General features: G+C 48.4%; 26 protein-coding genes. 20 read left to right on the top strand and 6 right to left on the bottom strand.

The features are described 5' to 3' along the window. Nucleotides 1-12: 12 nt before the first annotated feature. Nucleotides 13-738: a hypothetical protein gene (locus ACRYI5_RS05305; RefSeq protein ID WP_407878520.1), complete on the bottom strand. Its 726-nt coding sequence runs from the start codon at nucleotides 736-738 to the stop codon at nucleotides 13-15. A 190-nt stretch (nucleotides 739-928) separates the two neighbouring features. Here ACRYI5_RS05305 and ACRYI5_RS05300 point away from each other — a divergent pair, with 190 nt between their 5' ends. Both ACRYI5_RS05300 and ACRYI5_RS05295 read left to right on the top strand, forming a co-directional pair. After that, nucleotides 929-1,573: a DedA family protein gene (locus ACRYI5_RS05300; protein WP_407878522.1), complete on the top strand. Its 645-nt coding sequence runs from the start codon at nucleotides 929-931 to the stop codon at nucleotides 1,571-1,573. Nucleotides 1,574-1,604: 31 nt separating this feature from the next. Further along, nucleotides 1,605-1,844, top strand: a complete 240-nt coding sequence (locus ACRYI5_RS05295; RefSeq protein ID WP_407878524.1) for a hypothetical protein — start codon at nucleotides 1,605-1,607, stop codon at nucleotides 1,842-1,844. Between the two features lie 143 nt (nucleotides 1,845-1,987). Here ACRYI5_RS05295 and rlmD read toward each other — a convergent pair whose 3' ends face one another. Further along, nucleotides 1,988-3,439, bottom strand: a complete 1,452-nt coding sequence (gene rlmD / locus ACRYI5_RS05290) for a 23S rRNA (uracil(1939)-C(5))-methyltransferase RlmD (RefSeq protein ID WP_448224518.1) — start codon at nucleotides 3,437-3,439, stop codon at nucleotides 1,988-1,990. A 152-nt stretch (nucleotides 3,440-3,591) separates the two neighbouring features. On the opposite strand from rlmD, the gene ACRYI5_RS05285 reads away from it, so the two are divergent. Both ACRYI5_RS05285 and ACRYI5_RS05280 read left to right on the top strand, forming a co-directional pair. After that, nucleotides 3,592-4,248: an ABC transporter ATP-binding protein gene (locus tag ACRYI5_RS05285; RefSeq protein ID WP_448224517.1), complete on the top strand. Its 657-nt coding sequence runs from the start codon at nucleotides 3,592-3,594 to the stop codon at nucleotides 4,246-4,248. Next, entirely contained in the window at nucleotides 4,241-5,032 is a 792-nt protein-coding gene (locus ACRYI5_RS05280) for an ABC transporter permease (RefSeq protein WP_448224516.1), read from the top strand. The genes ACRYI5_RS05285 and ACRYI5_RS05280 overlap by 8 nt, the downstream gene beginning before the upstream one ends. A gap of 92 nt (nucleotides 5,033-5,124) precedes the next feature. Here the strand turns inward: ACRYI5_RS05280 and ACRYI5_RS05275 are convergent, their stop codons facing one another. Then, the gene (locus tag ACRYI5_RS05275) at nucleotides 5,125-6,531 is read right to left on the bottom strand and encodes an APC family permease (protein ID WP_407878531.1); all 1,407 of its coding nucleotides are present in this window, start codon (nucleotides 6,529-6,531) and stop codon (nucleotides 5,125-5,127) included. A 510-nt stretch (nucleotides 6,532-7,041) separates the two neighbouring features. Here ACRYI5_RS05275 and ACRYI5_RS05270 point away from each other — a divergent pair. The 8 genes from ACRYI5_RS05270 (at nucleotide 7,042) to ACRYI5_RS05235 (ending at nucleotide 12,705) form a co-directional block, all read left to right on the top strand. After that, entirely contained in the window at nucleotides 7,042-7,599 is a 558-nt protein-coding gene (locus tag ACRYI5_RS05270) for an AAA family ATPase (RefSeq protein ID WP_407878533.1), read from the top strand. 161 nt (nucleotides 7,600-7,760) lie between these two features. Beyond that, the gene (locus ACRYI5_RS05265; protein ID WP_407878535.1) at nucleotides 7,761-8,195 is read left to right on the top strand and encodes a Fur family transcriptional regulator; all 435 of its coding nucleotides are present in this window, start codon (nucleotides 7,761-7,763) and stop codon (nucleotides 8,193-8,195) included. A gap of 157 nt (nucleotides 8,196-8,352) precedes the next feature. Continuing rightward, nucleotides 8,353-8,805, top strand: coding sequence for a hypothetical protein (locus ACRYI5_RS05260; protein WP_448224515.1), 453 nt, complete (start codon nucleotides 8,353-8,355; stop codon nucleotides 8,803-8,805). Between the two features lie 20 nt (nucleotides 8,806-8,825). Then, nucleotides 8,826-9,638, top strand: coding sequence for a DUF6681 family protein (locus tag ACRYI5_RS05255; protein WP_448224514.1), 813 nt, complete (start codon nucleotides 8,826-8,828; stop codon nucleotides 9,636-9,638). 173 nt (nucleotides 9,639-9,811) lie between these two features. Next, nucleotides 9,812-10,549, top strand: a complete 738-nt coding sequence (locus ACRYI5_RS05250) for an amino acid ABC transporter ATP-binding protein (protein WP_448224513.1) — start codon at nucleotides 9,812-9,814, stop codon at nucleotides 10,547-10,549. Between the two features lie 19 nt (nucleotides 10,550-10,568). Next, on the top strand, nucleotides 10,569-11,399 hold the full coding sequence (locus ACRYI5_RS05245; RefSeq protein WP_407878540.1) for a transporter substrate-binding domain-containing protein: 831 nt from the start codon (nucleotides 10,569-10,571) through the stop codon (nucleotides 11,397-11,399). Beyond that, entirely contained in the window at nucleotides 11,399-12,037 is a 639-nt protein-coding gene (locus tag ACRYI5_RS05240) for an amino acid ABC transporter permease (protein WP_407878542.1), read from the top strand. Before ACRYI5_RS05245 ends, ACRYI5_RS05240 begins: the two co-directional genes overlap by 1 nt. A gap of 14 nt (nucleotides 12,038-12,051) precedes the next feature. Then, the gene (locus ACRYI5_RS05235; protein WP_407878544.1) at nucleotides 12,052-12,705 is read left to right on the top strand and encodes an amino acid ABC transporter permease; all 654 of its coding nucleotides are present in this window, start codon (nucleotides 12,052-12,054) and stop codon (nucleotides 12,703-12,705) included. 110 nt (nucleotides 12,706-12,815) lie between these two features. Here ACRYI5_RS05235 and hflX read toward each other — a convergent pair whose 3' ends face one another. Continuing rightward, on the bottom strand, nucleotides 12,816-14,093 hold the full coding sequence (gene hflX, locus ACRYI5_RS05230) for a GTPase HflX (RefSeq protein ID WP_448224512.1): 1,278 nt from the start codon (nucleotides 14,091-14,093) through the stop codon (nucleotides 12,816-12,818). Nucleotides 14,094-14,522: 429 nt separating this feature from the next. On the opposite strand from hflX, the gene ACRYI5_RS05225 reads away from it, so the two are divergent. From ACRYI5_RS05225 to ACRYI5_RS05190, 8 genes are all read left to right on the top strand, one after another. Beyond that, on the top strand, nucleotides 14,523-16,163 hold the full coding sequence (locus ACRYI5_RS05225; protein WP_448224511.1) for a peptide ABC transporter substrate-binding protein: 1,641 nt from the start codon (nucleotides 14,523-14,525) through the stop codon (nucleotides 16,161-16,163). 186 nt (nucleotides 16,164-16,349) lie between these two features. After that, nucleotides 16,350-17,279, top strand: coding sequence for an oligopeptide ABC transporter permease (gene opp3b / locus ACRYI5_RS05220; protein ID WP_407878550.1), 930 nt, complete (start codon nucleotides 16,350-16,352; stop codon nucleotides 17,277-17,279). After that, a complete protein-coding gene (locus ACRYI5_RS05215) occupies nucleotides 17,279-18,301 on the top strand; it encodes an ABC transporter permease (protein WP_407878552.1) in 1,023 nt (340 codons plus the stop codon). The genes opp3b and ACRYI5_RS05215 overlap by 1 nt, the downstream gene beginning before the upstream one ends. A gap of 12 nt (nucleotides 18,302-18,313) precedes the next feature. Beyond that, nucleotides 18,314-19,435, top strand: coding sequence for an ABC transporter ATP-binding protein (locus tag ACRYI5_RS05210; protein ID WP_448224510.1), 1,122 nt, complete (start codon nucleotides 18,314-18,316; stop codon nucleotides 19,433-19,435). A gap of 16 nt (nucleotides 19,436-19,451) precedes the next feature. Then, complete coding sequence (locus ACRYI5_RS05205) at nucleotides 19,452-20,411, top strand: ABC transporter ATP-binding protein (protein ID WP_407878556.1); 960 nt, start codon at nucleotides 19,452-19,454, stop codon at nucleotides 20,409-20,411. Between the two features lie 268 nt (nucleotides 20,412-20,679). After that, the gene (locus tag ACRYI5_RS05200) at nucleotides 20,680-20,991 is read left to right on the top strand and encodes a hypothetical protein (protein WP_407878558.1); all 312 of its coding nucleotides are present in this window, start codon (nucleotides 20,680-20,682) and stop codon (nucleotides 20,989-20,991) included. A 122-nt stretch (nucleotides 20,992-21,113) separates the two neighbouring features. After that, on the top strand, nucleotides 21,114-21,560 hold the full coding sequence (locus ACRYI5_RS05195; RefSeq protein WP_448224509.1) for a MarR family winged helix-turn-helix transcriptional regulator: 447 nt from the start codon (nucleotides 21,114-21,116) through the stop codon (nucleotides 21,558-21,560). 2 nt (nucleotides 21,561-21,562) lie between these two features. Then, the gene (locus tag ACRYI5_RS05190; RefSeq protein WP_448224508.1) at nucleotides 21,563-21,874 is read left to right on the top strand and encodes a DUF2316 family protein; all 312 of its coding nucleotides are present in this window, start codon (nucleotides 21,563-21,565) and stop codon (nucleotides 21,872-21,874) included. A 62-nt stretch (nucleotides 21,875-21,936) separates the two neighbouring features. Here ACRYI5_RS05190 and ACRYI5_RS05185 read toward each other — a convergent pair whose 3' ends face one another. Both ACRYI5_RS05185 and ACRYI5_RS05180 read right to left on the bottom strand, forming a co-directional pair. Next, nucleotides 21,937-22,593, bottom strand: coding sequence for a histidine phosphatase family protein (locus ACRYI5_RS05185; RefSeq protein ID WP_448224507.1), 657 nt, complete (start codon nucleotides 22,591-22,593; stop codon nucleotides 21,937-21,939). A gap of 76 nt (nucleotides 22,594-22,669) precedes the next feature. Then, nucleotides 22,670-23,317, bottom strand: a complete 648-nt coding sequence (locus ACRYI5_RS05180) for a VTT domain-containing protein (RefSeq protein ID WP_407878566.1) — start codon at nucleotides 23,315-23,317, stop codon at nucleotides 22,670-22,672. Nucleotides 23,318-23,392: the final 75 nt, after the last annotated feature.

Raw genomic sequence — 23,392 nt, 5'->3', positions numbered from 1 at the left:
ATTTAAGCGTCATTACTTAACAGAACGTTTAACTGCAAAGTGATGTTTGAGGCTGGGGATGAAGTGACGATCAGACCAGCCCTGCACCCAGCCCTGGGTGAGAAAGGCCCAGACGGTTCCAAAGTTGACCGCCCAGAGTTGATGCCCGTTCACGAAGAAACAGATGAGCATAATCGTAATGGGCGGAATGTAACTGAGCATTTGTGAGGCGGTGGCGAGCCCCTTCAGGTACCGAAACCGAATGATGTAGGAGAGGTCATCGTTGGGGTGCATGATGAGGTTGGCCCGCTGGTATAAGGAGACAGCGGCGCCAACGCCGAAGAGGCCAATAATGTTGATTACCATGAGGAGTGCCAGCTGCCATGGATGTGCAAAATCACCATGGAGATATTTGATGCCGACCACGTTTGACCAAAAGGGAACAATAAACTGAATGAGGTAGCTAAATGGCACCACAAACAAAATGTTGCGAATGAGGCGGAGCCCGTCAAACCGGCCGATGAGTAACAGGTCCAAAAAGGCGACGACAATGCCGTAGATGGTCAAGACGAGTCCCAAGGCCTGGCTGGCAACAGCCGGGTTCGTGGTGTGCATGACCCAGTGGGCGAGGTTGACGGCGGAGGCCGTCCAGACGGCGCTCCCCATGTTTGTTGCGACCGTGAGTGCGTTGAACGCAGAGTTTAAGAGAATTGAAATGATGAGCCAAATGAACCGTTGTTTTCCATCCTTGATGTGCACGGAGAGGCCGCCTTTCACAAAGTTAATAGTCTTAGTATAAGCGACTTGCCGCGATTGTTTAAGAATTTATCAGGACAATGTAAAATAATGGACGATTTGAGCCGCATCAGGAATAATGACACTACACTGATCATCGAAAATGAGCCGTTTTTTCGCTCCACAACTCTGCCATCACGAAAGGTGACACTTTATGGAACAACAGTTGATTGATTTTATGAACCAGTATGGGTACGTAGGCATCATGCTTTTGATCGCATTGGAAAACGTCTTCCCGCCGATTCCCTCAGAGGTGATTTTAACGTTTGCTGGCTTCATGACGTTAGCGGCAGATCTGAGCATCTGGGGCAGCGTACTCGCGGCTACGGCGGGCGCAGTCCTTGGTGGCTTAGTTCTGTATGGCATTGGCCGGTGGCTAAATGAAGACCGGCTCCAACGGCTTGTTAAGAGCCGCTTGGGGCACGTATTACGGCTAAAACGCAGTGATCTTGATAAGGCCGCCCGTTTATTTGAACGTCACGGTAAGAAGACCGTCTTTTTGGGCCGGTTTATTCCGGTGGTCCGCAGTTTGATCTCAATTCCAGCGGGAATGACCAAGATGCGGTGGCAACCCTTTTTACTGTTAACGGCACTGGGAACCCTGATCTGGAACGTTGTTTTGATTTTACTTGGCCGTGCCGCTGGTCACGCGTGGACTCAGGTCTCATCCGTGGTCGACACGTTCTCCACGGTCGTTGGGGTCGGCTTAGCTGTGCTCGTTATTGCCGGGATGGTCTGGTACTACATTAAACGGATCAAACCAGCTTCTAGTTCACAATTAGATGAAGAAGAACTATGATTAACCCATTAAAGTGCTGGAGGTGTGTTTGATGGAAGAACGGAAATTAATTACCGAGATCTTAAACACAGAGGATGTGTCGTACACGATTTCGGCGCCAGAAGATGGCAAAATTACGCTCATGGTGAACCAGCTCAAGAACGACAAACGGCCCTTAAGTCTTGTGGAACAAGAAATTGTTCACGAATTGGATCGGGCTGAACTCTCGTACACGGAAACACTGAACCCTGACGCCAATACTGCAATGCAAATCGACATTGATGTGATTTAGTCCGTCATGGTTTGTAGCGCTAGCGCAGGCAAAAAAAGATTGATTAAACAAAAAACCGCCAGCCCAAATCCGGGATGGCGGTTTTTAATGACGCTTATTTAGGTAATGAGAATGAGAAGATCACGGCCGTAAGGTTCTTGGTGCTACCGCAGTGAGAGCTTTACAACGGCTTCAACGCGCGCCGTTTGTGGGAACATGTCAATGGATTGAATGTAATCAACCCGGTATGCGTCGCTTAGATCAACGAGGTTTTGCGCCAGTGTTGACGGGTTACATGAAACGTAAACGAACCGTTCAGGGCGAACCTGGAGAATGGTGTCGATCATTGTTTCTGCCAGTCCAGCACGTGGCGGGTCAACGACCAACGCATCCGGTCGCCAGCCCTGACTGACCCATTGTGGAAGCAACCCTTCGGCCGTTCCGACAAAGTATTCAGCGTTTGTCACGTTGTTAAGGGCCACGTTACGGTTGGCGTCATCAATGGCTTCGGCGATGTTATCCATCCCGCGAACTTCTCCGGCACGGTCTGCCAGGGCAATCCCGATGGTCCCGACGCCAGAATAAGCGTCAACCAGGCGATCGGCATGATCAAGGGCCAATGCGCTGATGGCTTCTTGATACAGCCGGACCGTTTGCTTGGGATTGAGTTGCAAGAACGCACGGGGGGACAGTTCAAACTTTTTCCCGAGGAGTTCTTCTGTAATGTAGTCTTGACCAGCAAGTTTGATGGTTTCGTCACCCCACACAAGGGACGTTTTCCCGGGGTTAATGTTTTGCATGACGGAAACGACCTGGGGGAGCTGTTCTTCAATGGCCATTAACAATTGGTGCTTGTGGGGCAGTTTTGGTGTGTTGGTAACCAACGTGACCTGAACTTCACCCGTTGCCTCAGAAGAACGCACGACAAGGGTTTTGACGATGCCGGAATTATGGTCTTCATCATAGATGGGAATCTGTAAGTCTTCCAGTAACTTTGCGAGGGCACGGACAACCGTCAGCGTGGCTTCGTTTTGGGTGCTTGCGGCAGGAAGATCCACTAAATCGTGAGACCCCTCTTTGTACAGGCCGGCAATAACGTGGCCATCTCGCATCCGGACCTGAAACTGGGCTTTATTCCGGTAGTGATAAGGGGTATCCATCCCAATGGTTGGCCGGATGTCGTAGTTTTCCCAGCCACGGGGTTGAAACTTTTCTAGTGACTGGGCGATGACGTCCTGCTTAAAGGCAAGCTGTTCAGGGTAGGCAAGGTGTTCAAGCTCAAACCCACCAACAACGCCAGCCTGTTCATCAAGGGGGGCAACCCGGTGGGGACTGGCTGTCCGCACCTGACGTAACTTAGCGTTTAAGAAGTGGTTGGCGACATGGGTAACTTCGACGACGACAACTTCTTCTGGAAGCGCACCGGGGACAAATGTAATCTTGCGTTTGTAGTAGCCGATCCCTTCACCGTTAATGCCGAGGCGTTTGATGGTCAACGGAAACCGCTGGCCAACCGTCACTTCAACGGCGGGCGCCGCTTGCCGACGTTGGTTGTCATTTCGTGACCGGTCGAAACGACCTGGTCGCCGAGAGTAATCATTATTTCTTGGTTTCATTAGTACTCCATTCATGGACTTAAACTGGATAATTAATGCCTATCATAGCATGTTTTTCATGGTGAAGCTTGTTCCCGGGGAGATTCAATGAGGCAAACGGGACAAATTATCGTGGTTGCTTTATGATTAAGAAAATGAAACGGGGGAGAATAATGACAGCTTTATTGAGCATGACCGACGTTGGCTATGAGGCTCATGGCCGCCAAATTGTAAGTGGGATCGACCTAGCGCTTAAAAAGGGGCAAAACATGACGATTGTGGGGCCCTCTGGGTCGGGGAAGAGTACGATCTTGCAGCTACTGGCGCGGATGATTAGTCCAACAAGCGGTACGATGATGTTTGATGGTGCCGACGCGATGTCCTACGACCCGATGGCATACCGGCGCCGGGTGTCTTACTGTTTTCAACAACCAACGTTGTTCGGGGAAACGGTGGCGGATAACTTAGATTTTCCGTTTACAATTCGCAATGAATCCGTGGACGTCGCCCGACAGCAGGAACTTTTAAACCAGGTCAATTTACCGCTCGACTATTTAACTCATGACATTACGGAGTTGTCTGGTGGGGAGCGGCAACGGGTCGCGTTGATTCGTAACTTAGTTTATGTGCCGGACGTCTTACTGTTAGACGAGGTGACGACGGGCTTGGATGCTGAAAACAAAGCCATCGTCCACCAACTGATTGAGCATTATCGTGGCCGCGGTGGGACCGTGGCGTGGATCACCCACGATGAAACAGAGATTGCGCAGGCCGATGAACTTTATCGGATCGAAGCAGGGCATCACGTAACGGAGGCTGCTCATGAATAATAGTGTGAATGTGAATAACGTCAGTTTGGCATTTGCGGCCGCGTTGGTGCTAATTGCGCTGATCATTGGGTGGCGGCAAAAGCTTGGGGTCGACCGTGACATGTTGATCGGGGTCGTTCGAGCCATCGTGCAGTTGACCATCGTTGGGTTCTTACTGAAGTACATCTTTTCCGTCAACAACGCGGTGTTGACGTTAGCGATGATTCTCATCATCATTTTTAACGCTGCTTATAACGCCATGAAACGTGGTGTGGGAATTCCGCACATATTTTGGTCGTCATTTTGGTCAATTCTGTTAAGCACAGCCATTACGTTAGGCGGGCTGGTGCTATCTGGTGCGATTAAGTTTATTCCGTCGCAGATGATTCCCATTTCTGGCATGATCGCCAGTAATTCAATGGTGGCCATCGGCTTATGCTACCGGAACATGGAGAGTCTGTTTCGGGATCAACGACAACAGGTGTTGGAGCGGCTTGCGCTTGGTGCGAGTGTGCATGACTCGGCCATTGGAATTGTCCGTGAATGTATCAAAACGGGGATGCAGCCCACAATTGACGCGTCAAAGACGTATGGGATCGTGAGCTTGCCCGGGATGATGTCCGGCCTGATTTTTGCCGGTGTCGACCCCGTTTATGCGATCAAGTATCAAATCATGGTGGTCTTTATGCTGTTATCTGCGACGAGCCTTGGGTCGGTCAGTGCGTGCTACCTGGCATACCGGCGGTTCTTCAATGATCAACAACAGCTGGTGGCCAGCGTGGTTGTCAAAGCTGATAAGGCATAAGTCGAAAAATTACGACGGCAAAAACGGCTAACTTCCCGTTCATTGGGAGGTTAGCCGTTTTTTGCAGAAAGACGAAAAGGTTATTGCGTTTATTAGGCACGGTGGCCCGTTTTCTTCAGTAATTTGCTGTGGCGAATGCCATACGTGAAGTAAATCAAGATCCCGAAGCTAAACCAGATGGCTGAGGCAACCCATGTTTCACCAGGAAGTCGGAACAAGAGGACCATGCAGGCCACACCGGATAAGATCGGAAGGACGGGGTACCACGGCACCTTAAAGCCAAGATCATGGTCAATGTCCTGGCGTTTGCGAAGGGGAAGGACCCCGAAGGAAACGAAGGTGAACGCAATCAGCGTGCCGATGTTAACCAGACTGGTGAGTTGGTCCAGCGGGATTAACCCACCCATGACGGCAATGATGATCGTAACGACCGTTAAGCTGGCCCGTGGCGTGCCGGTGGCCTTATCAACGGTGCCAAGTTTTTTGGGCAAAAGACCGTCACGGCCAATGGAGTAGACCAGGCGTGAGGAGGAATAGATCATGGCAAGCATCATGGTAAACATCCCGGCCAAAGCACCCAGTGAGACTAAGGCAGCCCCCCAGTTTTGCCCCACCCGTTGTAGGGCGAATGCGACTGGATCCGCAACGTTTAATTCCTTGTAAGAAACGATTCCTGTGAGGACAACGGAAACCGCGACGTAGAGAATGGAAGCAATGATAAGGGTCCCGATGATTCCGATGGGCATGTTCCGTTTGGGATTTTTAACCTCGGCGGCTGAAGCGGCCACCACGTCAAACCCGAGAAAGGCGAAGAAAACGGCCGAGGCACCAGCAAGAACACCACCCTTGTAGGGGAAGAATGGGTGCCAGTTAGCGGGTTTAACGTAGAATAAACCGACCACAACGAAGATGAGGATGATGGCGATTTTGACGACCACCATGATGTTTTGCACCTTGGTGGACGTTTTCATACCGCCACTAAGTAACCAGGCAACTGCCAGGACGATGAGAACGGCAACAAGGTTGATGTAAGTCCCGTGGGCAGGATCAAACGCACCGGAAAGGGCCTTTGGCATGTGGATGTTGAATCCTGCAAGGAGGGCGTTAAAGTAGCCAGCCCAGCCGGTAGAAACGGCCGCCACGGAAAGCATGTACTCTAAGACCAGCGCCCAGCCAAGTAACCAGCCGATAAACTGACCATAGATGACGTTACCGTAGGAATAGGCGGACCCAGCAATGGGCAGTGCCGATGAAAATTCGGCATAACACATGGCGGCGAGGCCACACACGATGGCTGCAATGATAAACGATAAAATGATGGCCGGCCCTGACTTAGTGGCAGCAACGGTCCCGGGGAGAATAAAGATCCCGGTTCCGATGACGGCCCCGATGCCGAGTGCGATAAGATCCTTTGCAGACATGGATTTAACAAGGCGTTGGTCAGCATCGACATAATCGTCGAGCGATTCTTGTTGGCGCATTTTTGATAGTATTGACATAATTGGTCACTCCTGAAATGTTGGCATAGAAAAAGGCATTTTTGACCCTGTGCCAAAAATGCCAGCTCATTTCATGACGTAGTGAACGCATCAAAAAGGCCGTTTGGACGAGGGTTAACAATCATCCAAACGGGCCTAAAAATTGACAGTTGAAAACGCCGTCAGCCGAATGGATGCAAACCGGAAGTTTACCGTGCTTGCACCCCACTAGCGGTGCAAACACTAACCAAACAGACTAAACGCAACGTTTGTTGTTAATGAATGTTGATGTGTTTGCATGACGACTCTCCTTAAAAGATGAGAATTTTTCTCATTTCATTGCCATTTACTATAACGAGTTTTGGCAGGGGCGTCAAGCAGGAGTTTTAAAAAGTGGTTTTTATAAGTGAAGCAACGTTTCTAAATTGTTCTTATTGGGAAAATGAAAATTGTTTCACCAGTCTACCATTTTTAAACGTGGCAAAGATGGTGTAAACTTAAGGCCTGCGAGAAATGAAACGGAGGATCCTCATGAAAAAACGTGTCTTTGTCATTACCGGCGCGACCGGCACTGGCAAAACCACTGTCAGTGATTACTTACGGGATTATTATCACATGCCGAAGGTAATTACCCATACAACGCGCCCACCACGAAAGGGTGAGATTAACGGCGTTGATTACTATTTTGAAGATAATGCATCGTTTGATAAAAATCATTACTTGGAACAAGTTGAATACGCGGGTTACCGGTATGGCTCTTCAGAAGAAGGCCTGGAGGCAGGCTTTGAAAAGAACCCCTACCTGACCATTGTGCTTGATACGAAGGGTGCGGTCACGTATGCCGAAGAACTGGGCGACGAGGTGGTGATCATCTTTTTGACGGTCAGTCAGGATGAAGAACTGATTGACCGAATGACCCGGCGCGGTGACGATACGGTGATGTTGCAGGAACGACTGGACAGTCCAGAGTACCGGCGTGACCTCACACTGCCAGCGGCACTAGCCGATGTTGCCCACGTGATCGTGAATGATGATTTAGAATCAACGAAGCAAAAGATCGATGCTCTGGTAAGCACCATTATTGGCTAAACTAAATAAGCGTTAAAAATGATGGCTGCTGACCTAACCGAGGGATGGTGGCCATCTTTTTTTGTGATCAGAAAGGGCGTTTGCGCTGTTGTTTTATGAGAACATCTGGTAAACTGCTTAATAGTAATGATTACGCTTTTAAACGATAAAGGAGGCCGCTCATGGATACTGACGAGCAACGGGCTGTCGCGGTGTTACAACAGAACCATCTAAAGGTGACGAAACAACGCCGGACCTTATTGTCATGTTTATGTAAACAGCCGGACCACTACACAGATGTTACCCGACTAGACGCGTACATGCGGGATTATTATCCTGGGATGAGTCACGCGACCATTTACCGCAACATCAAAGAATTTGCGGACATTGGGCTAGTTGAACAGCAGATGGATGGCGATCAGGCACGGGTCAAGTTTCAGTGTGACTTTAGTAACCTGCACCACCACCACTTCATTTGCCGCAACTGCGGTAAGGTGACGGAAGTGAAAATGTGCCCAGAAAGTTTCTTTGAAGAACAGCTGCCCGGCGCTAAGATCGAGGGCCACCGGTTCGAAATGTACGGACTATGTGCGGACTGCGTTGCTGCCGAAGCGTAGCAAGAAAAGTTATTAAATTCCATCTAAAATTAGTCCCGTCAACGAGTTATGTTGGCGGGATTTGTTTATACTGAGAGCTTGAGAACGGGTCGTGACCGAAACCGACCACCAGGTAGTTAAGCCATTAATAATTGTCAATGAAAAAGGGAGTTAATTTATGGATCATCGAATTCCGCCGTTTGTCACCCCGGTTGCCGTGGTGTCCATCATTCTAGCGTTATCGGCAACAAACATCGTGGTCAACAAAGTGACCAATACCTCTGAGGGCTCCGCAGTGAGTCGAAAGGTCAGCAGCAGTAGCGTGGCCACGGATTCAACGGCAAAGTCCTCACAAAGTAAAAGCGAGGACACGTCAAAATCGAGTGATGACTCAACTAAGGTTAGCAGTGCGAGTGCCGACAGTGAGTCAACGGGTACAACGGCTAATAAGGAAAGTAGTGCAACAAAGACCAGTGAATCAACGGACAGCACTGCTAATTCAACGAGTGAAAGTACCGGATCGACGGGGAACGTGACGGGCAACACGAAGACAACAACGGGTGGCACAAACACCACGGGCACAACGACTGATAATACGACCACTGGCACAACAACGAACACACAAAATTAATCGCGTTAGGAGGCGAACAGATGCTAACACTACTCGACATGGCCAATCATTTTCTTGGTTACTTTAACGTCAATACAAAGCTAAAGGGACGCATTTACACTGTTTTAGGCCTAGTTGGCGATTGGTATTTGCTGTACATCGGGATTCGGTTTATTCAAAATGGCGGCTACCTCCGGGGCATCCTGCTAATTGCAGTCTTTTTATTCTTACTTTACTGTTCTGTGGTCAACGTGTTTTATTACTTCCTAAAACGGCGGTTTGCCCTCGATCCATCGGAGAAAATTGCCAAGGTGTTGGGTGATGAACGGTTGAAGGAACAAGAACATCAGCTGACAGATAACGAGCGCATGGGGCAGTTTGTCCCGTCAAGCGGCCTGTATGATCATAAACAGGTGGTTCCCGCGAAGGTTGAAATTAACGGGACGGGCCATAAAAATCTCGCGACCATTGCCGCACAATTACAAGAGGTTAACTTGTTACCACAAGATTATGCTGGGCAAGATGACCAAGAAATTTTGGCAAAGGCTCGGGAAACGCATGAACCGGTTTTTGCTGTAGGTGCCGGGGTGCCGTTACCCTACTTTGATCTCCGGCAAGTCGACAGCCACTTCGTCGTTTATGCCGGCATGAACCAGATGACGGCCCTTCCAATTGGGCGAATCGCCCGGGTAGGGTTATCCGATGTGAAGGAAGCCAACCAACGTTTTCAGTTATTTATTGCGACCGCTGTGTTGCAGGGTGGCCCAGCAAAAACGGCTGGTCGATCGAGTGTCATTGAGGAGCGGTATCCTTACACCATCAAGGTGGACGTCGCTTTTAATGAACGTCATTAAAATGATCGTCAGGACACAAAATTAAAGCAATTTGAGTAAAATCGTGGGCGTGTCAGAGCTGGTCAGCTTTGACACGCCCACTTCGTTTGGACTAAACTTAATAAACGACCTTAAGAATTAACTCGTTTTTAAAACGGAGTGGGTCGAGATTATTTGAGGGTGAGGAACCGAGTATGTCAATGATTGAATTTCACGACGTCCAGAAGTACTATGGCGACTTCCATGCGTTAAAAGACATTAATTTAACGGTGGAAGCAGGGGAAACGGTTGTGCTCATCGGACCATCAGGGTCAGGTAAAAGTACGCTATCCCGGACGATTAATGGATTAGAACGGATTCAAAGCGGTCAATTGATCGTTAATGGTCAAGACTTGGCCGATCCGAAGACGGATATGAACCGAATTCGGAAAAACGTGGGGATGGTGTTCCAACACTTTAATTTGTACGAGAACAAAACGGTTTTGGAAAACATTATGTTAGCCCCCCGGATCGTGTTACACCGGGATGAAGCTGCAAATAAAAAGATGGCCATGGAGTTACTGGATGAAGTTGGCTTGGCAAGTAAGGCTAACAACATGCCATCCGCAATTTCTGGTGGTCAAGCACAGCGTGTTGCGATTGCCCGCTCGTTAGCGATGCAACCAAAGGCACTGATTTTTGATGAACCAACGTCCGCATTGGACCCAGAAATGATTGATGATGTGCTGGGTGTTATGAAGACCATTGCCAATGATTCAAGCATGACCATGATGGTGGTGACGCACGAAATGGGCTTTGCTCGTGAAGTGGCTAACCGGGTTATCTTCATGGCGGACGGTCAAATTTTGGAAGACGATAATACGCAAGAATTCTTTGACCACCCGAAGGAAGAACGGGCGCGTCAATTCCTGAGCAAGATCATCAACCACTAACATTAGGGGAGGCAGTTTCATGAAGAAACGGTTTAAACTTGCGACCCTGTTGGCGGCGGTGGGCCTCTTAACAATCAGCTTAAGCGGCTGTGGTAAGTCGGTGGCTCAACAAGACATCTTACAGAACGATCGTAAGGCAAACACAATTACGTGGGGCGTTAAGGCGGACACAAAACTCTTTGGGTTAATGGATGTGAACGACAACCAGATCAAAGGGTTCGATGTGGACATGGCGAAACACATCACGAAGCACATTTTAGGTGACAAAGGGCAGGCAAAGTTCATTCAGGTAACATCACAGTCGCGGATTCCGTTATTAAAAAACGGGAATATCGATGCCATTATTGCGACGATGACGATTACACCGCAGCGTGAACAGGTTGTCGATTTTTCTAATTCATACTTTGATGCCGGGCAATCACTACTAGTGCCAAAGAACAGTAACATCAAGAGCGTCAAGGATCTGAACAAACCGGGGACGACGGTGCTGGGTGTGGTCGGTGCCAATTCCGTTCAAAACATCAAAAAGGTGGCCCCAAAGGCCCGGGTGTTGGAATTGCAGGACTACGCACAGGCGCTGACGTCATTAAAGGCTGGTCAAGGGGTTGCGTTGACAACTGATAACGGGATCCTGTACGGGATGGCCGTTCAAAACCCAGACTTCAAGGTCGTGGGGGGCACGTTTACGCGGGAACCCTATGGGATCGCTGTTAACAAAGGACAAAAGCCGTTTACCCGTGAGGTAAACAAGGCCATTAAGGAAATGGAAGCGGATGGCGAATACAACGCTTTGATCCATAAGTGGTTTGGTAACGTCCCTGGATTTAATTACAAGGAGCTGGAGCGATAATGATTAACATCATAACTAATCATTGGCAAGATCTGCTGACCGGCTTGGGATGGACGTTACTGTCCAGTGTCTTGGCCTTGTTCTTTAGTCTGGTAATCGGATCATTATTTGCCATTATGGAAGTGACGGAAAATAAGGTGGCCCGGACGATTGCCCGGATCTACATTGAAATTTTCCGGAATATTCCGTTGTTGGTCATCACGAGTTTCTTTTACCTCGTGATTCCAATTTACATTGTTAAAATTAACGGGTTTACTGCCGGGACGATCGGACTAACAATCTATACCTCAGCCTTCATTGCTGAAACGGTTCGGGCCGGGATTCAATCCGTGGATAGTGGTCAGATGGAAGGGGCCCGTGCAAACGGGCTGACGTTCTGGCAGGCCATGCAGTACGTGGTGTTACCACAAGCATTTCGGCTCGTGATTCCACCATTAGGGAACCAATTTGTTAACCTGGTCAAAAATTCGTCCGTTCTTGCCTTTGTGGCCGGTTTTGATTTGATGTACCAGGCCAACAACATTGCGTCCACGACGTTTGATACCATTAACAGTTACATGGTGGTCGGGGTTTTATACCTGATCATCACAATGCCAATTAGTTACTACATGCGTTACCTAGAGAAACGACTTGCATAGGAGGGAGTTAGCTGATGAAATCTTTTATTGATGCCTATTCATTGGTCAACCTGCGTTACCTCCTTGAGGGGTTATGGGTGACCATTGAAGTTTCTGTTTTATCCGTTATTTTTAGTTTTATCTTGGGCTCGATCCTAGGAATTATCCGGTACACGAAGATCAAGTACTTTTCTGCCATTGTCGGGTTTGTGATTGATTTGATTCGGAACTTACCGTTACTGTTGATCATTTTCTTCACATATTTTGGCCTTCCCAACTTTGGGTTCAAGCCAGAAATCATCCCGGCAACGATCTTAGCAATGACGATTTTCGAGTCGACCATGTTGGCTGAAATTATTCGTTCAGGAATCATGGCGGTTCCGGTTGGCCAAATGGAAGGGGCCCGTGCAAACGGGTTAACCTACTGGCAGGCCATGTCAAAAATCATCTTGCCACAAGCCTATAAGAAGATGATTCCGGCGTTGATCAGTCAATTTATTTCGTTGATCAAGGATACGTCATTGGCCACGATCATTGTGTTGCCTGACTTGACGTTCCACGCGCAGATTATCTACGGGCAAAATGCCAATTACATCATTCCGATGTTCTTAGCGTTAGCAGTTATGTACTTCATCGTTTGTTACGGATTGTCATTGTTAGGAAACTACATCGACAGACGATTAGCCTAACCGGGTTAATCACGGTCATTCTGACAATAAAACAAAAACCAGCGGTCGTTTATCCCCCAATAAGGGAAAGACGACCGCTGGTTTTTATTTATTTGGGTGAAAACAATGGCTTAGTCCACGCGGTATTGTTCAAACCGTTGTGCAGATTCATCCGTTAATTCCACCGTGATCTTGGTTCCTTCAGCAACGTAGTCCGTTTTCAACACGTTGGCCTTTTCATTCAGGAAGTTCAGGATCTGACCCTGATCAAACGGAATCAGTAACGTCACCGTTTGATAGTTTTGGAAGATCTGTTCGCGAATCATGGTGAGCAGTGCTTCTAACGACGCGTCATCGCGAGCTGAATAGATCAGCTGGTTGCCTTCCCGAACGGGGTACTTAGCGTCCGTCAGATCAGCCTTATTAAAGGCAATGACCATTGGGACTTCCTTGACGCCGATGGCCTCCAATGTGGCATTGGTGGTGGCCATCATGGCTTCACTGTTCGCATCTGCGTAATCGACCACTTGCACCAGCAGGTCAGCGTTTGCCGCTTCGGCCAGGGTTGAACGGAAAGCCTCAACCAGATTGTGGGGCAACTTGCTAACGAATCCAACCGTGTCAGACAGCAGGAATTGCTTTTGGTCAGGGAGCGTTATTTGACGAACACTGGTGTCCAATGTTGCAAACAACATGTTCTTTTCAAAAACCTGCTTTTCGTCGCTTGAGCCGTACTTACGAACCAAGCCGTTCATCGTTGTGGACTTACCAGCGTTGGTGTACCCCACAAGGGCAACCGTTGGGAGCCCGTTTTTTTCACGTTGGGTGCGTTGCGTATCCGCAGCCTTAGTGATGTCGGCGAGTTCTTCTTGTAAGTGCTTGATCTGGTTCTTGATCGTCCGGCGGTCCATTTCTAGCTGGGTTTCACCAGAACCACGGTTGGTGAAACTACCGCCACCTGCACCAGTTTGTTGGTCAAGGCGTTGGTTAACACTCGTGTGCAACCGTGGCAATTGATACTGTAACTGAGCAATTTGAACCTGCAACTTGGCCTCGCGGGTTTGGGCCCGGTTGGCGAAAATGTCTAAAATGAGGGCCGTCCGGTCGAGCACCGTTGCATGGGTGGTCGTTTCAATGTTACGAATTTGGGAGGCGGTTAATTCATCGTTTGTCACGATTGTGGTGAAGTCTTCACTCGCCACAATTTCTGCAAGTTCGGCCACTTTCCCTTTACCAAAGTAAGTTCCGGGATGGGGCCGTTCTAAGTTTTGGCGAACTTCTTCGCCGACGACCATGTTATTAGCGGCAACCAGGTTGGCTAATTCTTCCATGGCGTATTCAAAGTTAGGATCACCGGTGTTTAGGCCGGCAATAATGACTGATTGTGGGATTTGTTTTGTTTCGTCCACAGTAAGACCTCGTTTCTAAGCCAAGGCTTATTAATAGTGTAAGTATAGCATGAAACCCGGTAATTGGTGGACGCCGGCCTTTTGAACGTGGGTTAAGGTCACCGTCATTAATGAGTCGCCTCCCTGATTAGTTAAAATTAAAAATGAGAAAACAAAAGAAAAATTGGCCAAGATGAACATCAATTAAGAAAAATGAGAACGGTTTACATTGAAAATTGAGTGATGTTCACAAAAAACGTTATCGACAAAAACGCGATTAGACTAGTGAAGAAAACGCACACATTTAAGAAGGTTCACAATTATTAATAAAAAATGGGAGAAGTTTCGTTGACATTCATCAAATTCTCATCTAAGATACGTTTATGCTTTTCAAGTGATCGATGGAGGGCGACAAATGTTGCTGGGGTGACATAAAAAGGAGTTGGCGGAATGAAATTACGAAAGATAATGGTGCTTGGTGCTGTTGCGGCCCTGTCAGTCATCACGTTAGCCGCGTGTGGGAATAAAAACAGTGCTTCATCACACAAAGGGGTCCTGAATTTAGGCGTTAGCGCTGAAATGCCAGGACTGGACACATCAAAGGTGACGGACAACACGTCATTAACGGCATTAGCGAACACGCAGGAAGGGTTGTACCGGACAGAAAAAGATTCAAAGCCGGTGCCAGCCTTAGCCACAAAGACGACGGAATCAAAGGACGGGTTACACTGGACGTTTACGTTGCGAAAAGGGACTAAATGGTCCAATGGTGATCCAGTTACGGCAAAAGACTTCGTTTATTCCTGGCAACGGACAAATAATCCGAAGACAGGGTCACAATATGCTTACCTTTTTGAAGGTGTGAAGAATGCGACAGCCATTCAAAACGGTAAAGCAGATGTGAAGTCACTGGGGATCAAAGCCGTGGGTGACAACAAACTTGAAGTGACACTGGAAAAGCCAATTCCTTACTTTAAGTTGTTACTCGGGTTCCCGATTTTCTTCCCACAAGATCAAAAAGTGGTTGAAAAGTACGGTTCTGAATATGGAATGAAAGCCACTAACCAAGTGTACAACGGCCCCTTCAAGGTTGAAGATTGGACCGGGACAAACACAAAGTGGAAGTGGGTTAAGAACGACGATTACTGGGACAAGTCAGCTGTGAAGACAAACACAATCAACTGGCAAGTCGTTAAGGAAAGTAACACTGCGTTGAACCTTTACAACTCTGGTAAGATCGATATGACCGGGTTAACGGGTTCACAGGTTGCAAACTACAAGAACGACAAGAGTTACAAGTACTACCAAGGTTCCACCTCGACTTACATGGAACTAAATGAAGCAAAGGTTCCTGCCTTCAAGAACGAAAAGATTCGTCAAGCATTGTCATTAGCAGTTGACCGGAAACAAATGGTTGATAACGTTCTCCAGGATGGTTCACAACCCGCAACCGGCTTGATTCCATCAAAGCTTGCCAAGAACCCGAAGACGGGTGCTGACTTCGCTAAGGATGCAGAAGTTCCTGTCACAACAGACTACGACATGACAAAGGCTAAACAGTTACTGAAGGAAGGGGAAAAGGAAGCTGGGATCAGCAGCCTGAGCTTTACGTTGTTAGCGGATGATACAAGTACTGCAAAGCAAAGTTCCGAATTCTTACAGTCACAATTTGAAAAGTTACCAGGTGTGAAGGTTTCACTCCAAAACGTGCCATTTAAGAACCGGTTGGCGAAGTCCTCAAGTGGTGATTTCGATGCCGTTATCACACTGTGGGGCGCTGACTACAACGACCCATACACGTACTCATCACTGTACATGTCAGATAATTCCCAAAACAACGGGAAGTGGTCCAATGCTTCTTACGACGAAAACGTTAAGAAGTCTGCTGACCAAGACGCCGGCAACAAGCAAGCCCGTTACAATGATTTGGTTAACGCTGAAAAGACGTTAACACAAAGCGCTGGTGTGATCCCACTCTACTGGGGGACTGCAAGTGGCTCTGGTCCAATGCTTCAAAAGAGCTACGTCAAGGGACTGATCTACAACTCAGCTGGTGTCAACTTCGACTACAAGTACGTTGATGTGAAGTAAATAATTCAGTTATCAAGGGCCATGATGAGTTAAAAAACGTGAGGAAAACCACTTCATTCTGGTTTCTCCCCACGTTTTGTTTTAAGATAAACATTAAATAACTTGCCAGCAAATTCTCATTTGTTGGTAAGCCAGCAATTATTTATTGGTCGTTACTTTAGATTGTGAATGTGAGGAAGTAAGTTTATGGCAAAATACCTACTCAAGCGTCTGTTTTACCTCCTCCTAACGCTATTTCTGATCGCAACCATCACGTTCTTCATGATGAAGCTGCTGCCGGGGACACCGTTAAGTAATGAGTCGAAACTCTCGCATGCACAGATTCAAATGATTTATCACACGTACGGGTTGGATAAACCAGTGTGGCAACAATACCTGATCTATCTAGGTGGGATGCTTCACGGAAACTTCGGGTTGTCCTTCCAGTTTGATAACCAACCCGTTTCGTACCTATTGGCAACACGGATGCCAGCTTCCTTCCAATTGGGTCTTCAAGCCATGATTCTTGGGGTTCTTCTAGGAATCATTGTCGGTGGGATCGCCGCAATTCGGCGGAACACATGGGTTGATGGGACGATGACCATCATCTCAATTTTGATGATTTCCATTCCCAGTTTCGTGTTAGCAATCTTGTTACAGTACTACTTAGGATTAAAGGCTGGTGCCTTTCCGGTGGCTGGCTGGGGTAATTTTGCCTACACGATCTTACCAACGATTGCACTGGCAGGGTCGCCGTTTGCAACGACAGCCCGGTTTATCCGAACTGAAATGGTCGATGTTATGAGTTCGGATTACATTGAACTCGCAAAGGCCAAGGGGTTAACGAAGACCGGCGTGGTTTATCACCATGCGTTGCGGAATTCACTGATTCCGCTGATTACATTGATTGGACCACTGACCGTTAACTTGATGACCGGCTCACTGGTTGTTGAAAACATCTTTGCGATTCCTGGGATCGGGGAACAATTCGTTAAGTCAATTACGACTAACGACTACCCAACCATCATGGGAATTACGATGATGTACTCCGTCTTACTGGTCGTTGTCTTACTGATTACTGACATTGTGTACGGTATTGTTGATCCACGGATCCGGTTGCAAGGAGGGCAAAGTTAATGGCTGATAACATAAACGTTCCAAACGATGCCTTCGAACCACTGGGTAACGAAGAGCACCTGGATAATGAAAAAATCGCTGCACCGTCCTTAACGTTTACACAGGATGCTTGGCGCCGGTTAAAGAAAAATAAGATTGCATTTGTTGCGATGTGGATTCTGGTTGCGGTGTTTGCGTTAGCATTGATCGGACCACTTGTTTCACCACACAACCCAAACAACGCGCAACCCGCTTACACGAATTTGCCACCGAAGATTCCTGGCGTGCACATTCCCGGATTGGACGGGACTAAAAGCGTGGATGGTGGCCGTGTGGACGCTTATGCGACCCAGCACGTGCCATCCGGGAAGTACTGGATCTTAGGAACCGACTACCTTGGGCGTGACTTGTTATCCCGGATCATTTCTGGGACCCGCGTGTCACTAGCAGTTGCCCTCATCGCGACGCTGGTGGACCTGACGGTTGGGATCGGGTACGGGCTGCTCTCCGGGTGGCGCGGTGGCCGGACGGACATGATCATGCAACGGATCATTGAAATCTTGTCATCCGTTCCTAACTTGGTCTACATGATCTTACTGTTGGTGGTGATGAAGGGGTCGCTCCTGTCGATCTCACTAGCCATTGCCATCTCAAGTTGGACCACCATGGCACGGTTGATTCGGGCGGAAACCTTGACGTTAAAGAGCCAAGAGTACATCTTATCCGCTCGGACACTGGGTGAGAGTTCATGGAAGATTGCGTGGAAACACCTGATTCCAAACATGAGCTCTGTCATCATCATTCAAACGATGTTTACGATTCCAAGTGCCATCTTCTTCGAAGCATTCCTTTCCTACATTGGGATCGGGATTCAACCACCAACGGCCTCACTGGGGACGTTGATCTCTGATGGTCAAAAGAACTTCCAGTTCTTGCCGTACCAGATGTGGTACCCAGCCGTTGTGCTGATGATCATCATGATTTGTTTCAACTTGTTTGCTGACGGCCTGCGGGACGCCTTTGACCCACGTTCAAGAAAGTAGGTGAAGTTCATCGTGGAAAAGCTTGAAAATGATAATTTAATTGAAGTAAAGAACCTCCGCATTAACTTCAACACTTATGCTGGAACGGTTAAAGCCATCCGGGACGTCTCCTTTAACCTGAAAAAGGGGGAGACACTGGCCATTGTTGGTGAATCTGGATCCGGGAAGTCCGTTACGACCCGTTCACTCATGGGCTTAAACGCGGAAAACGCAGAAGTCGCTGGCGGCGAGATCCTGTTTCATGGTGAAGACGTTCTGAAGAAGTCCGAAAAGGAAATGCAGGAGATTCGTGGTAAGGACATCGCGATGATCTTTCAAGATCCAATGACATCGCTTGACCCAACCATGAAGATTGGTCGGCAAATTGCGGAACCACTGCGGATCCATAACCACGTTTCCCGTGAAAAGGCCATGGAACAAGCATTAGAAATGCTGAAACTGGTCGGGATCACGGATGCTGAGCACCGGATCAACGATTATCCGCACCAGTTTTCTGGGGGGATGCGTCAGCGGATCGTGATTGCAATCGCCCTGATTTGTTACCCAGAGGTGCTGATTGCGGATGAACCAACCACCGCGTTGGACGTGACGATTCAGGCACAAATTCTGAAATTAATGAAGGAACTCCAGGAAAAAATCAGCACGTCGATCATCTTCATTACCCATGACCTTGGTGTTGTGGCCGGGATGGCTGACCGGATCGCCGTTATGTATGCTGGTAAAATTGTGGAGTATGGGACGGTTGACGAGATCTTCTACAACCCCCAACACCCGTATACTTGGGGACTATTAAACTCCATGCCGACGTTGGACACGCAAAGTGGGGAGCTGTCTGCCATTCCTGGGACCCCACCAGACTTGCTGGATCCACCAACTGGTGATGCGTTTGCGGCCAGAAACCCATACGCATTGAAAATTGATGCTGAACAGGAACCACCATTCTTCGAGGTCTCACCAACGCACTTTGCGGCAACGTGGCTGTTAGATCCACGGGCGCCAAAGGTGACACCGCCGGCAGCCATTGCCAAACGCCAAGCGCAGTGGGTTAACATGCACAACGACGCCGGTGAATTGGTTCGGCCACAAACACCTGTGACAACCGCACCAAACGTTGATGACGACGATCGCGAATAGAAAGGGGGACGTCAGCATGGATTACACGAATCGAAAAAAGATTCTTCAAGTGAAGCACTTAAAACAGTATTTCAATGTCGGCCGGCGTGATGAAGTTCACGCTGTCGATGACGTTTCCTTTGATGTTTATGAGGGTGAAACGTTTGGACTTGTCGGGGAATCTGGGTCAGGGAAGACCACGACAGGTCGTGCCATCATTCACCTGTACGACCCAACGTCAGGTGAGGTGTTGTTCAATGACCAAGACGTGGCGAAAATTAAGGATCGAAAGGCGCAACTGGAATTTCGTAAGGAAATGCAGATGATCTTTCAAGATCCGTATGCCTCATTGAACCCGCGGATGAAGGTCAAGGACATTGTCGCTGAGGGGATCGACATCCATCATTTAGCGAAAAATGATGCGGAGCGGTCACAAATGGTTGAAGATCTGCTGGAAACGGTGGGTTTGAATAAGGACCACTCAAGTCGCTACCCCCACGAGTTTTCAGGTGGGCAACGGCAACGGATCGGGATTGCCCGGGCCTTGGCCGTGAAACCTGAGTTTATCATTGCTGATGAACCGATTTCCGCGTTGGATGTTTCCATCCAGGCCCAGGTGGTCAATCTGATGAAAGAATTACAAATTAAACAGAACTTGACGTATCTGTTTATCGCCCATGATTTGTCGATGGTGAAGTACATTTCTGACCGGATCGGGGTCATGCACTACGGTCGGATGCTTGAAATTGGGCCAGCCGATGAAGTGTACACAAAGCCATTACACGATTACACGACGAGTCTCTTGTCAGCGGTTCCCGTTCCTGATCCAGAGATTGAACGGGCCCGGACTGAGCTCACGTACGAACCGACGCTTGAGGGTGATGATAAACCACGGCGCATGGTTGAAATCACACCGCACCACTTTGTGCGGGCTGCTGATGACGAAATTCCTATGTACCAAGAACGCGCTCGTCAGGCGGGGTTGACCCTGTTATAAATTAAATCAGCGCTACAAAAACCGCCTTCTGCTAGCCATAACAGAAGGCGGTTTTTACGGGGTGAATTCTTTAGGAGTTTGTTAATGTGAACGATAGATAAGTTGCTGTTATCTATGGTTATTAGAATACAGGGGAAAGCTTAACCGAACCTCAAAATAAAATAATGAATTATTAAGGCCGATATTTAGGATCGTTATTGTGTTGACAGCGAGGAAGAGAAGCACTATGATATGGCTCACATTCAAGTTGATAGGTGAGGTGCATGAGATGAAAGATGTCATTACTTATTTAGCGCAACATGTGGATAACGACGAACTCCTGGGCCAATTGGTTCGTGATATCGTGACGTTTGAAGCGCGCAACCAGCAACCAGACGTGAAGCAACTGACAAACAACATTAATCAAGTGGCCCGGCGGTTTGTCGCTGGCAGTGAACAAGAGCAAGATTTGACCCACGTTCACCGTGACCCAAAGTTAGCGGCGTTGAGTCAGCTATTGACCACACAACGTGAACCGGTGCAGGTCACTAACGGCCAGCCGTTGCTTGGGGCACCACGCTACACAACTGAACAAAATTAAGCCCGTTAGAAGTGCAACAAAAATCATGGTTGCACTTTTTTTAGTTTCTTAGTTGTTTTAAAAACAGTTGTAATTAAAACATAAAGTTTTATACTAAGGGTACTTCATGTGGAGGTGACAAAATGGAAACAACGAATGAACGGACACTAGCTGCAACCATTCACCGGTTGGCGGCCTGGCAGACAGCAACGATGAACAGGTATTTGCGGACGTTGGCGCTCAATAATGATCAGGCAAACGTGATTCATTACGTTGGTGCTCATCCGGGGGTCAACCAGCGGACGGTTGCTGACCTATTAAGCCGTAACGTTGCCAGTATGACAAATTTATTGAAATCACTGGAAGGCAGGAACCTGTTAGAACGGCGATTTGAGGGGACAGATGAACGGACCAAACACCTGTACCTAACGCCACACGGCCAAACGGTTGATCAAGAAATCACCCGGGGGTTTGGAACGCTTAATCAGCGGGTAGACGGCGCACTAACGGATGCCCAACGAGAAGCCGCCTTAAACGCACTGGACCAGCTTGTCACCACACTATTACCATCGGATAAAGGAGACCTTTAATCATGACGTTAACCGCACAACAAATGACAGCAACAGAAAATGAACTTCAGGAAAACTTTCAGCGGGCTGGGTTGACCGTGGCCCAGGTCACCGAAGAACTGGGAATCAGTGCCGTTAAGCTGGGGCACATCATGCACCTGACCCAGCGGTCTTACGAAGATATTTGGATCATGCGTAACTACTTGTTGAAAAAGGTTGCTGAGAATGGCGCAACACCTGTGCCCTTCACGGCGTTAAACGGTGATTGGCACCGGCACTGGTTCTTAAACAGCGCGCTAATTGACGCGGGCAAAATGACTGCTGGTGATTTTTAACGCGGTGCAAAAAGACATCATGCCGTCCTGGAGTTGATCCAGGATGGCATGATGTCTTTTAATTAGTCAATGTCAGTTAATTTATCGGTGTAAACAACGTCAACGTGCTCATCGCTAATGACGAGCTTGGTGACACTCCCATTTCGTGGGCCTGGTTGGGCCGGTAACGTGGTTGAGAAGTGATCGAGGACATGGCGGATGTACGTGCCGTGAGTGACCACAAGCACGTTATCGCCATCGTGATGCTGGTCACGCAAAAAGGTGATTCCGTCTTGGATGCGGGTCCAGACGTCAGCGTAAGTTTCGGCATGATGGTACTGGTCAGCTTCGGCCACGATATTAGTGGCTTTTTCCAGGCCGTACTTGGCAATTAACGCGTTGTAGGAGTCGCCGCCCAGTGGCGAACCGATCTGGTGCCACATCAGCATGTCGTCGTAGCCTTCCCAAAAGCCAAAGAATTGTTCACGAAATTCAAACCGTGGCGTTGGGTCGGTGAGGGCAACGGGGTTTTCAGCCAAAATGAGGCGTCCAGTAGCTTGGGTGCGGGCTAAGTCACTGGAGTAAGCAGCATCAAAAGGCACGTGGGCCAATAATTCACCGGCATGGTGCCCATCATTAACACCCTTCGCTGTTAGCGGCGCGTCTGACCAGCCCTGCATCCGGTGGTATAAGTTAAGGTAGGTTTGCCCGTGGCGAACCATGTAAACGTTAAATGACATGAAACCCTCCGTGTAAAGTTGTTACCCCTATCATAGCAAACTCACCAGCAATCAACCAATTGAGTTTAGTTGTGAGTTACGGTTCGTAGAAATGGTTGCTGTGCCGTTGCACATAGCGAACCGCGCCCATGATAAAACCAGGAACGATCCCAATGAGGGCGACAGCGAGGAAAATCCACGCAAAGTGCGCCTGCACAAATGGTAAACGACCAAAGTAATACCCCAGCACGCTGCCGACGGTTACCCACAAAGCCACACCAATAACGTTCAGGACGGCAAAGCGGCGTTCATTCATTTTGGTGGAGCCGGCTAAGAGTGGGACAAATGTTCTTATTAATGGAACAAACCGGCCAAAAATAACGGCGCGGCCACCATAACGTTTAAAGAAGGCTTGTCCACGCACAAGACCACCATGAAGGTGGCGTTCGATGAATTTAAAGTGAAGAAGCCACATCCCAATGCGGAAGTTCAGCGTGTCGCCCAAAACGGCCGCAAAAAAGAAGATTGGAATGAGGACCTTGATGTCGAGGCTGGTTTGAGTAGCCGCGGCAATGGCACTGGTGACAAAGATAAGTGATTCACCAGGAAGCCACGGGAAAACAACCAGCCCGGTTTCAGCGAAGATGAGTAAAAATAGTGTGACGTAACTCCAGTTTCCTAGCCAGGAAAAAAGTGGCACAACGTAATCCTGGAGATGACTGATGATGTGGATGAGTTGATCCATAGCATGACCTCCCGCACTTTCTGACTCCTAGTTTAAGCATCTAAGGGCAGAATAGCGACTGCTAGGCTCGGCCTT

This window comes from Furfurilactobacillus sp. WILCCON 0119 (assembly GCF_053471565.1).
Note: the sequence above shows the minus strand (reverse complement) of the source record. Positions and strands in the feature narration are given on the sequence as shown.

What these genes read in the sequence shown, in the direction of transcription:
- ACRYI5_RS05300 (WP_407878522.1), top strand. Translation starts at nt 929, where the DNA reads ATGGAACAACAGTTGATTGATTTTATGAACCAGTATGGGTACGTAGGC.
- ACRYI5_RS05295 (WP_407878524.1), top strand. Translation starts at nt 1,605, where the DNA reads ATGGAAGAACGGAAATTAATTACCGAGATCTTAAACACAGAGGATGTG.
- rlmD (WP_448224518.1), bottom strand. Translation starts at nt 3,439, where the DNA reads ATGAAACCAAGAAATAATGATTACTCTCGGCGACCAGGTCGTTTCGAC.
- ACRYI5_RS05285 (WP_448224517.1), top strand. Translation starts at nt 3,592, where the DNA reads ATGACAGCTTTATTGAGCATGACCGACGTTGGCTATGAGGCTCATGGC.
- ACRYI5_RS05280 (WP_448224516.1), top strand. Translation starts at nt 4,241, where the DNA reads ATGAATAATAGTGTGAATGTGAATAACGTCAGTTTGGCATTTGCGGCC.
- ACRYI5_RS05275 (WP_407878531.1), bottom strand. Translation starts at nt 6,531, where the DNA reads ATGTCAATACTATCAAAAATGCGCCAACAAGAATCGCTCGACGATTAT.
- ACRYI5_RS05270 (WP_407878533.1), top strand. Translation starts at nt 7,042, where the DNA reads ATGAAAAAACGTGTCTTTGTCATTACCGGCGCGACCGGCACTGGCAAA.
- ACRYI5_RS05265 (WP_407878535.1), top strand. Translation starts at nt 7,761, where the DNA reads ATGGATACTGACGAGCAACGGGCTGTCGCGGTGTTACAACAGAACCAT.
- ACRYI5_RS05260 (WP_448224515.1), top strand. Translation starts at nt 8,353, where the DNA reads ATGGATCATCGAATTCCGCCGTTTGTCACCCCGGTTGCCGTGGTGTCC.
- ACRYI5_RS05255 (WP_448224514.1), top strand. Translation starts at nt 8,826, where the DNA reads ATGCTAACACTACTCGACATGGCCAATCATTTTCTTGGTTACTTTAAC.
- ACRYI5_RS05250 (WP_448224513.1), top strand. Translation starts at nt 9,812, where the DNA reads ATGTCAATGATTGAATTTCACGACGTCCAGAAGTACTATGGCGACTTC.
- ACRYI5_RS05245 (WP_407878540.1), top strand. Translation starts at nt 10,569, where the DNA reads ATGAAGAAACGGTTTAAACTTGCGACCCTGTTGGCGGCGGTGGGCCTC.
- ACRYI5_RS05240 (WP_407878542.1), top strand. Translation starts at nt 11,399, where the DNA reads ATGATTAACATCATAACTAATCATTGGCAAGATCTGCTGACCGGCTTG.
- ACRYI5_RS05235 (WP_407878544.1), top strand. Translation starts at nt 12,052, where the DNA reads ATGAAATCTTTTATTGATGCCTATTCATTGGTCAACCTGCGTTACCTC.
- ACRYI5_RS05225 (WP_448224511.1), top strand. Translation starts at nt 14,523, where the DNA reads ATGAAATTACGAAAGATAATGGTGCTTGGTGCTGTTGCGGCCCTGTCA.
- opp3b (WP_407878550.1), top strand. Translation starts at nt 16,350, where the DNA reads ATGGCAAAATACCTACTCAAGCGTCTGTTTTACCTCCTCCTAACGCTA.
- ACRYI5_RS05215 (WP_407878552.1), top strand. Translation starts at nt 17,279, where the DNA reads ATGGCTGATAACATAAACGTTCCAAACGATGCCTTCGAACCACTGGGT.
- ACRYI5_RS05205 (WP_407878556.1), top strand. Translation starts at nt 19,452, where the DNA reads ATGGATTACACGAATCGAAAAAAGATTCTTCAAGTGAAGCACTTAAAA.
- ACRYI5_RS05200 (WP_407878558.1), top strand. Translation starts at nt 20,680, where the DNA reads ATGAAAGATGTCATTACTTATTTAGCGCAACATGTGGATAACGACGAA.
- ACRYI5_RS05195 (WP_448224509.1), top strand. Translation starts at nt 21,114, where the DNA reads ATGGAAACAACGAATGAACGGACACTAGCTGCAACCATTCACCGGTTG.
- ACRYI5_RS05190 (WP_448224508.1), top strand. Translation starts at nt 21,563, where the DNA reads ATGACGTTAACCGCACAACAAATGACAGCAACAGAAAATGAACTTCAG.
- ACRYI5_RS05185 (WP_448224507.1), bottom strand. Translation starts at nt 22,593, where the DNA reads ATGTCATTTAACGTTTACATGGTTCGCCACGGGCAAACCTACCTTAAC.
- ACRYI5_RS05180 (WP_407878566.1), bottom strand. Translation starts at nt 23,317, where the DNA reads ATGGATCAACTCATCCACATCATCAGTCATCTCCAGGATTACGTTGTG.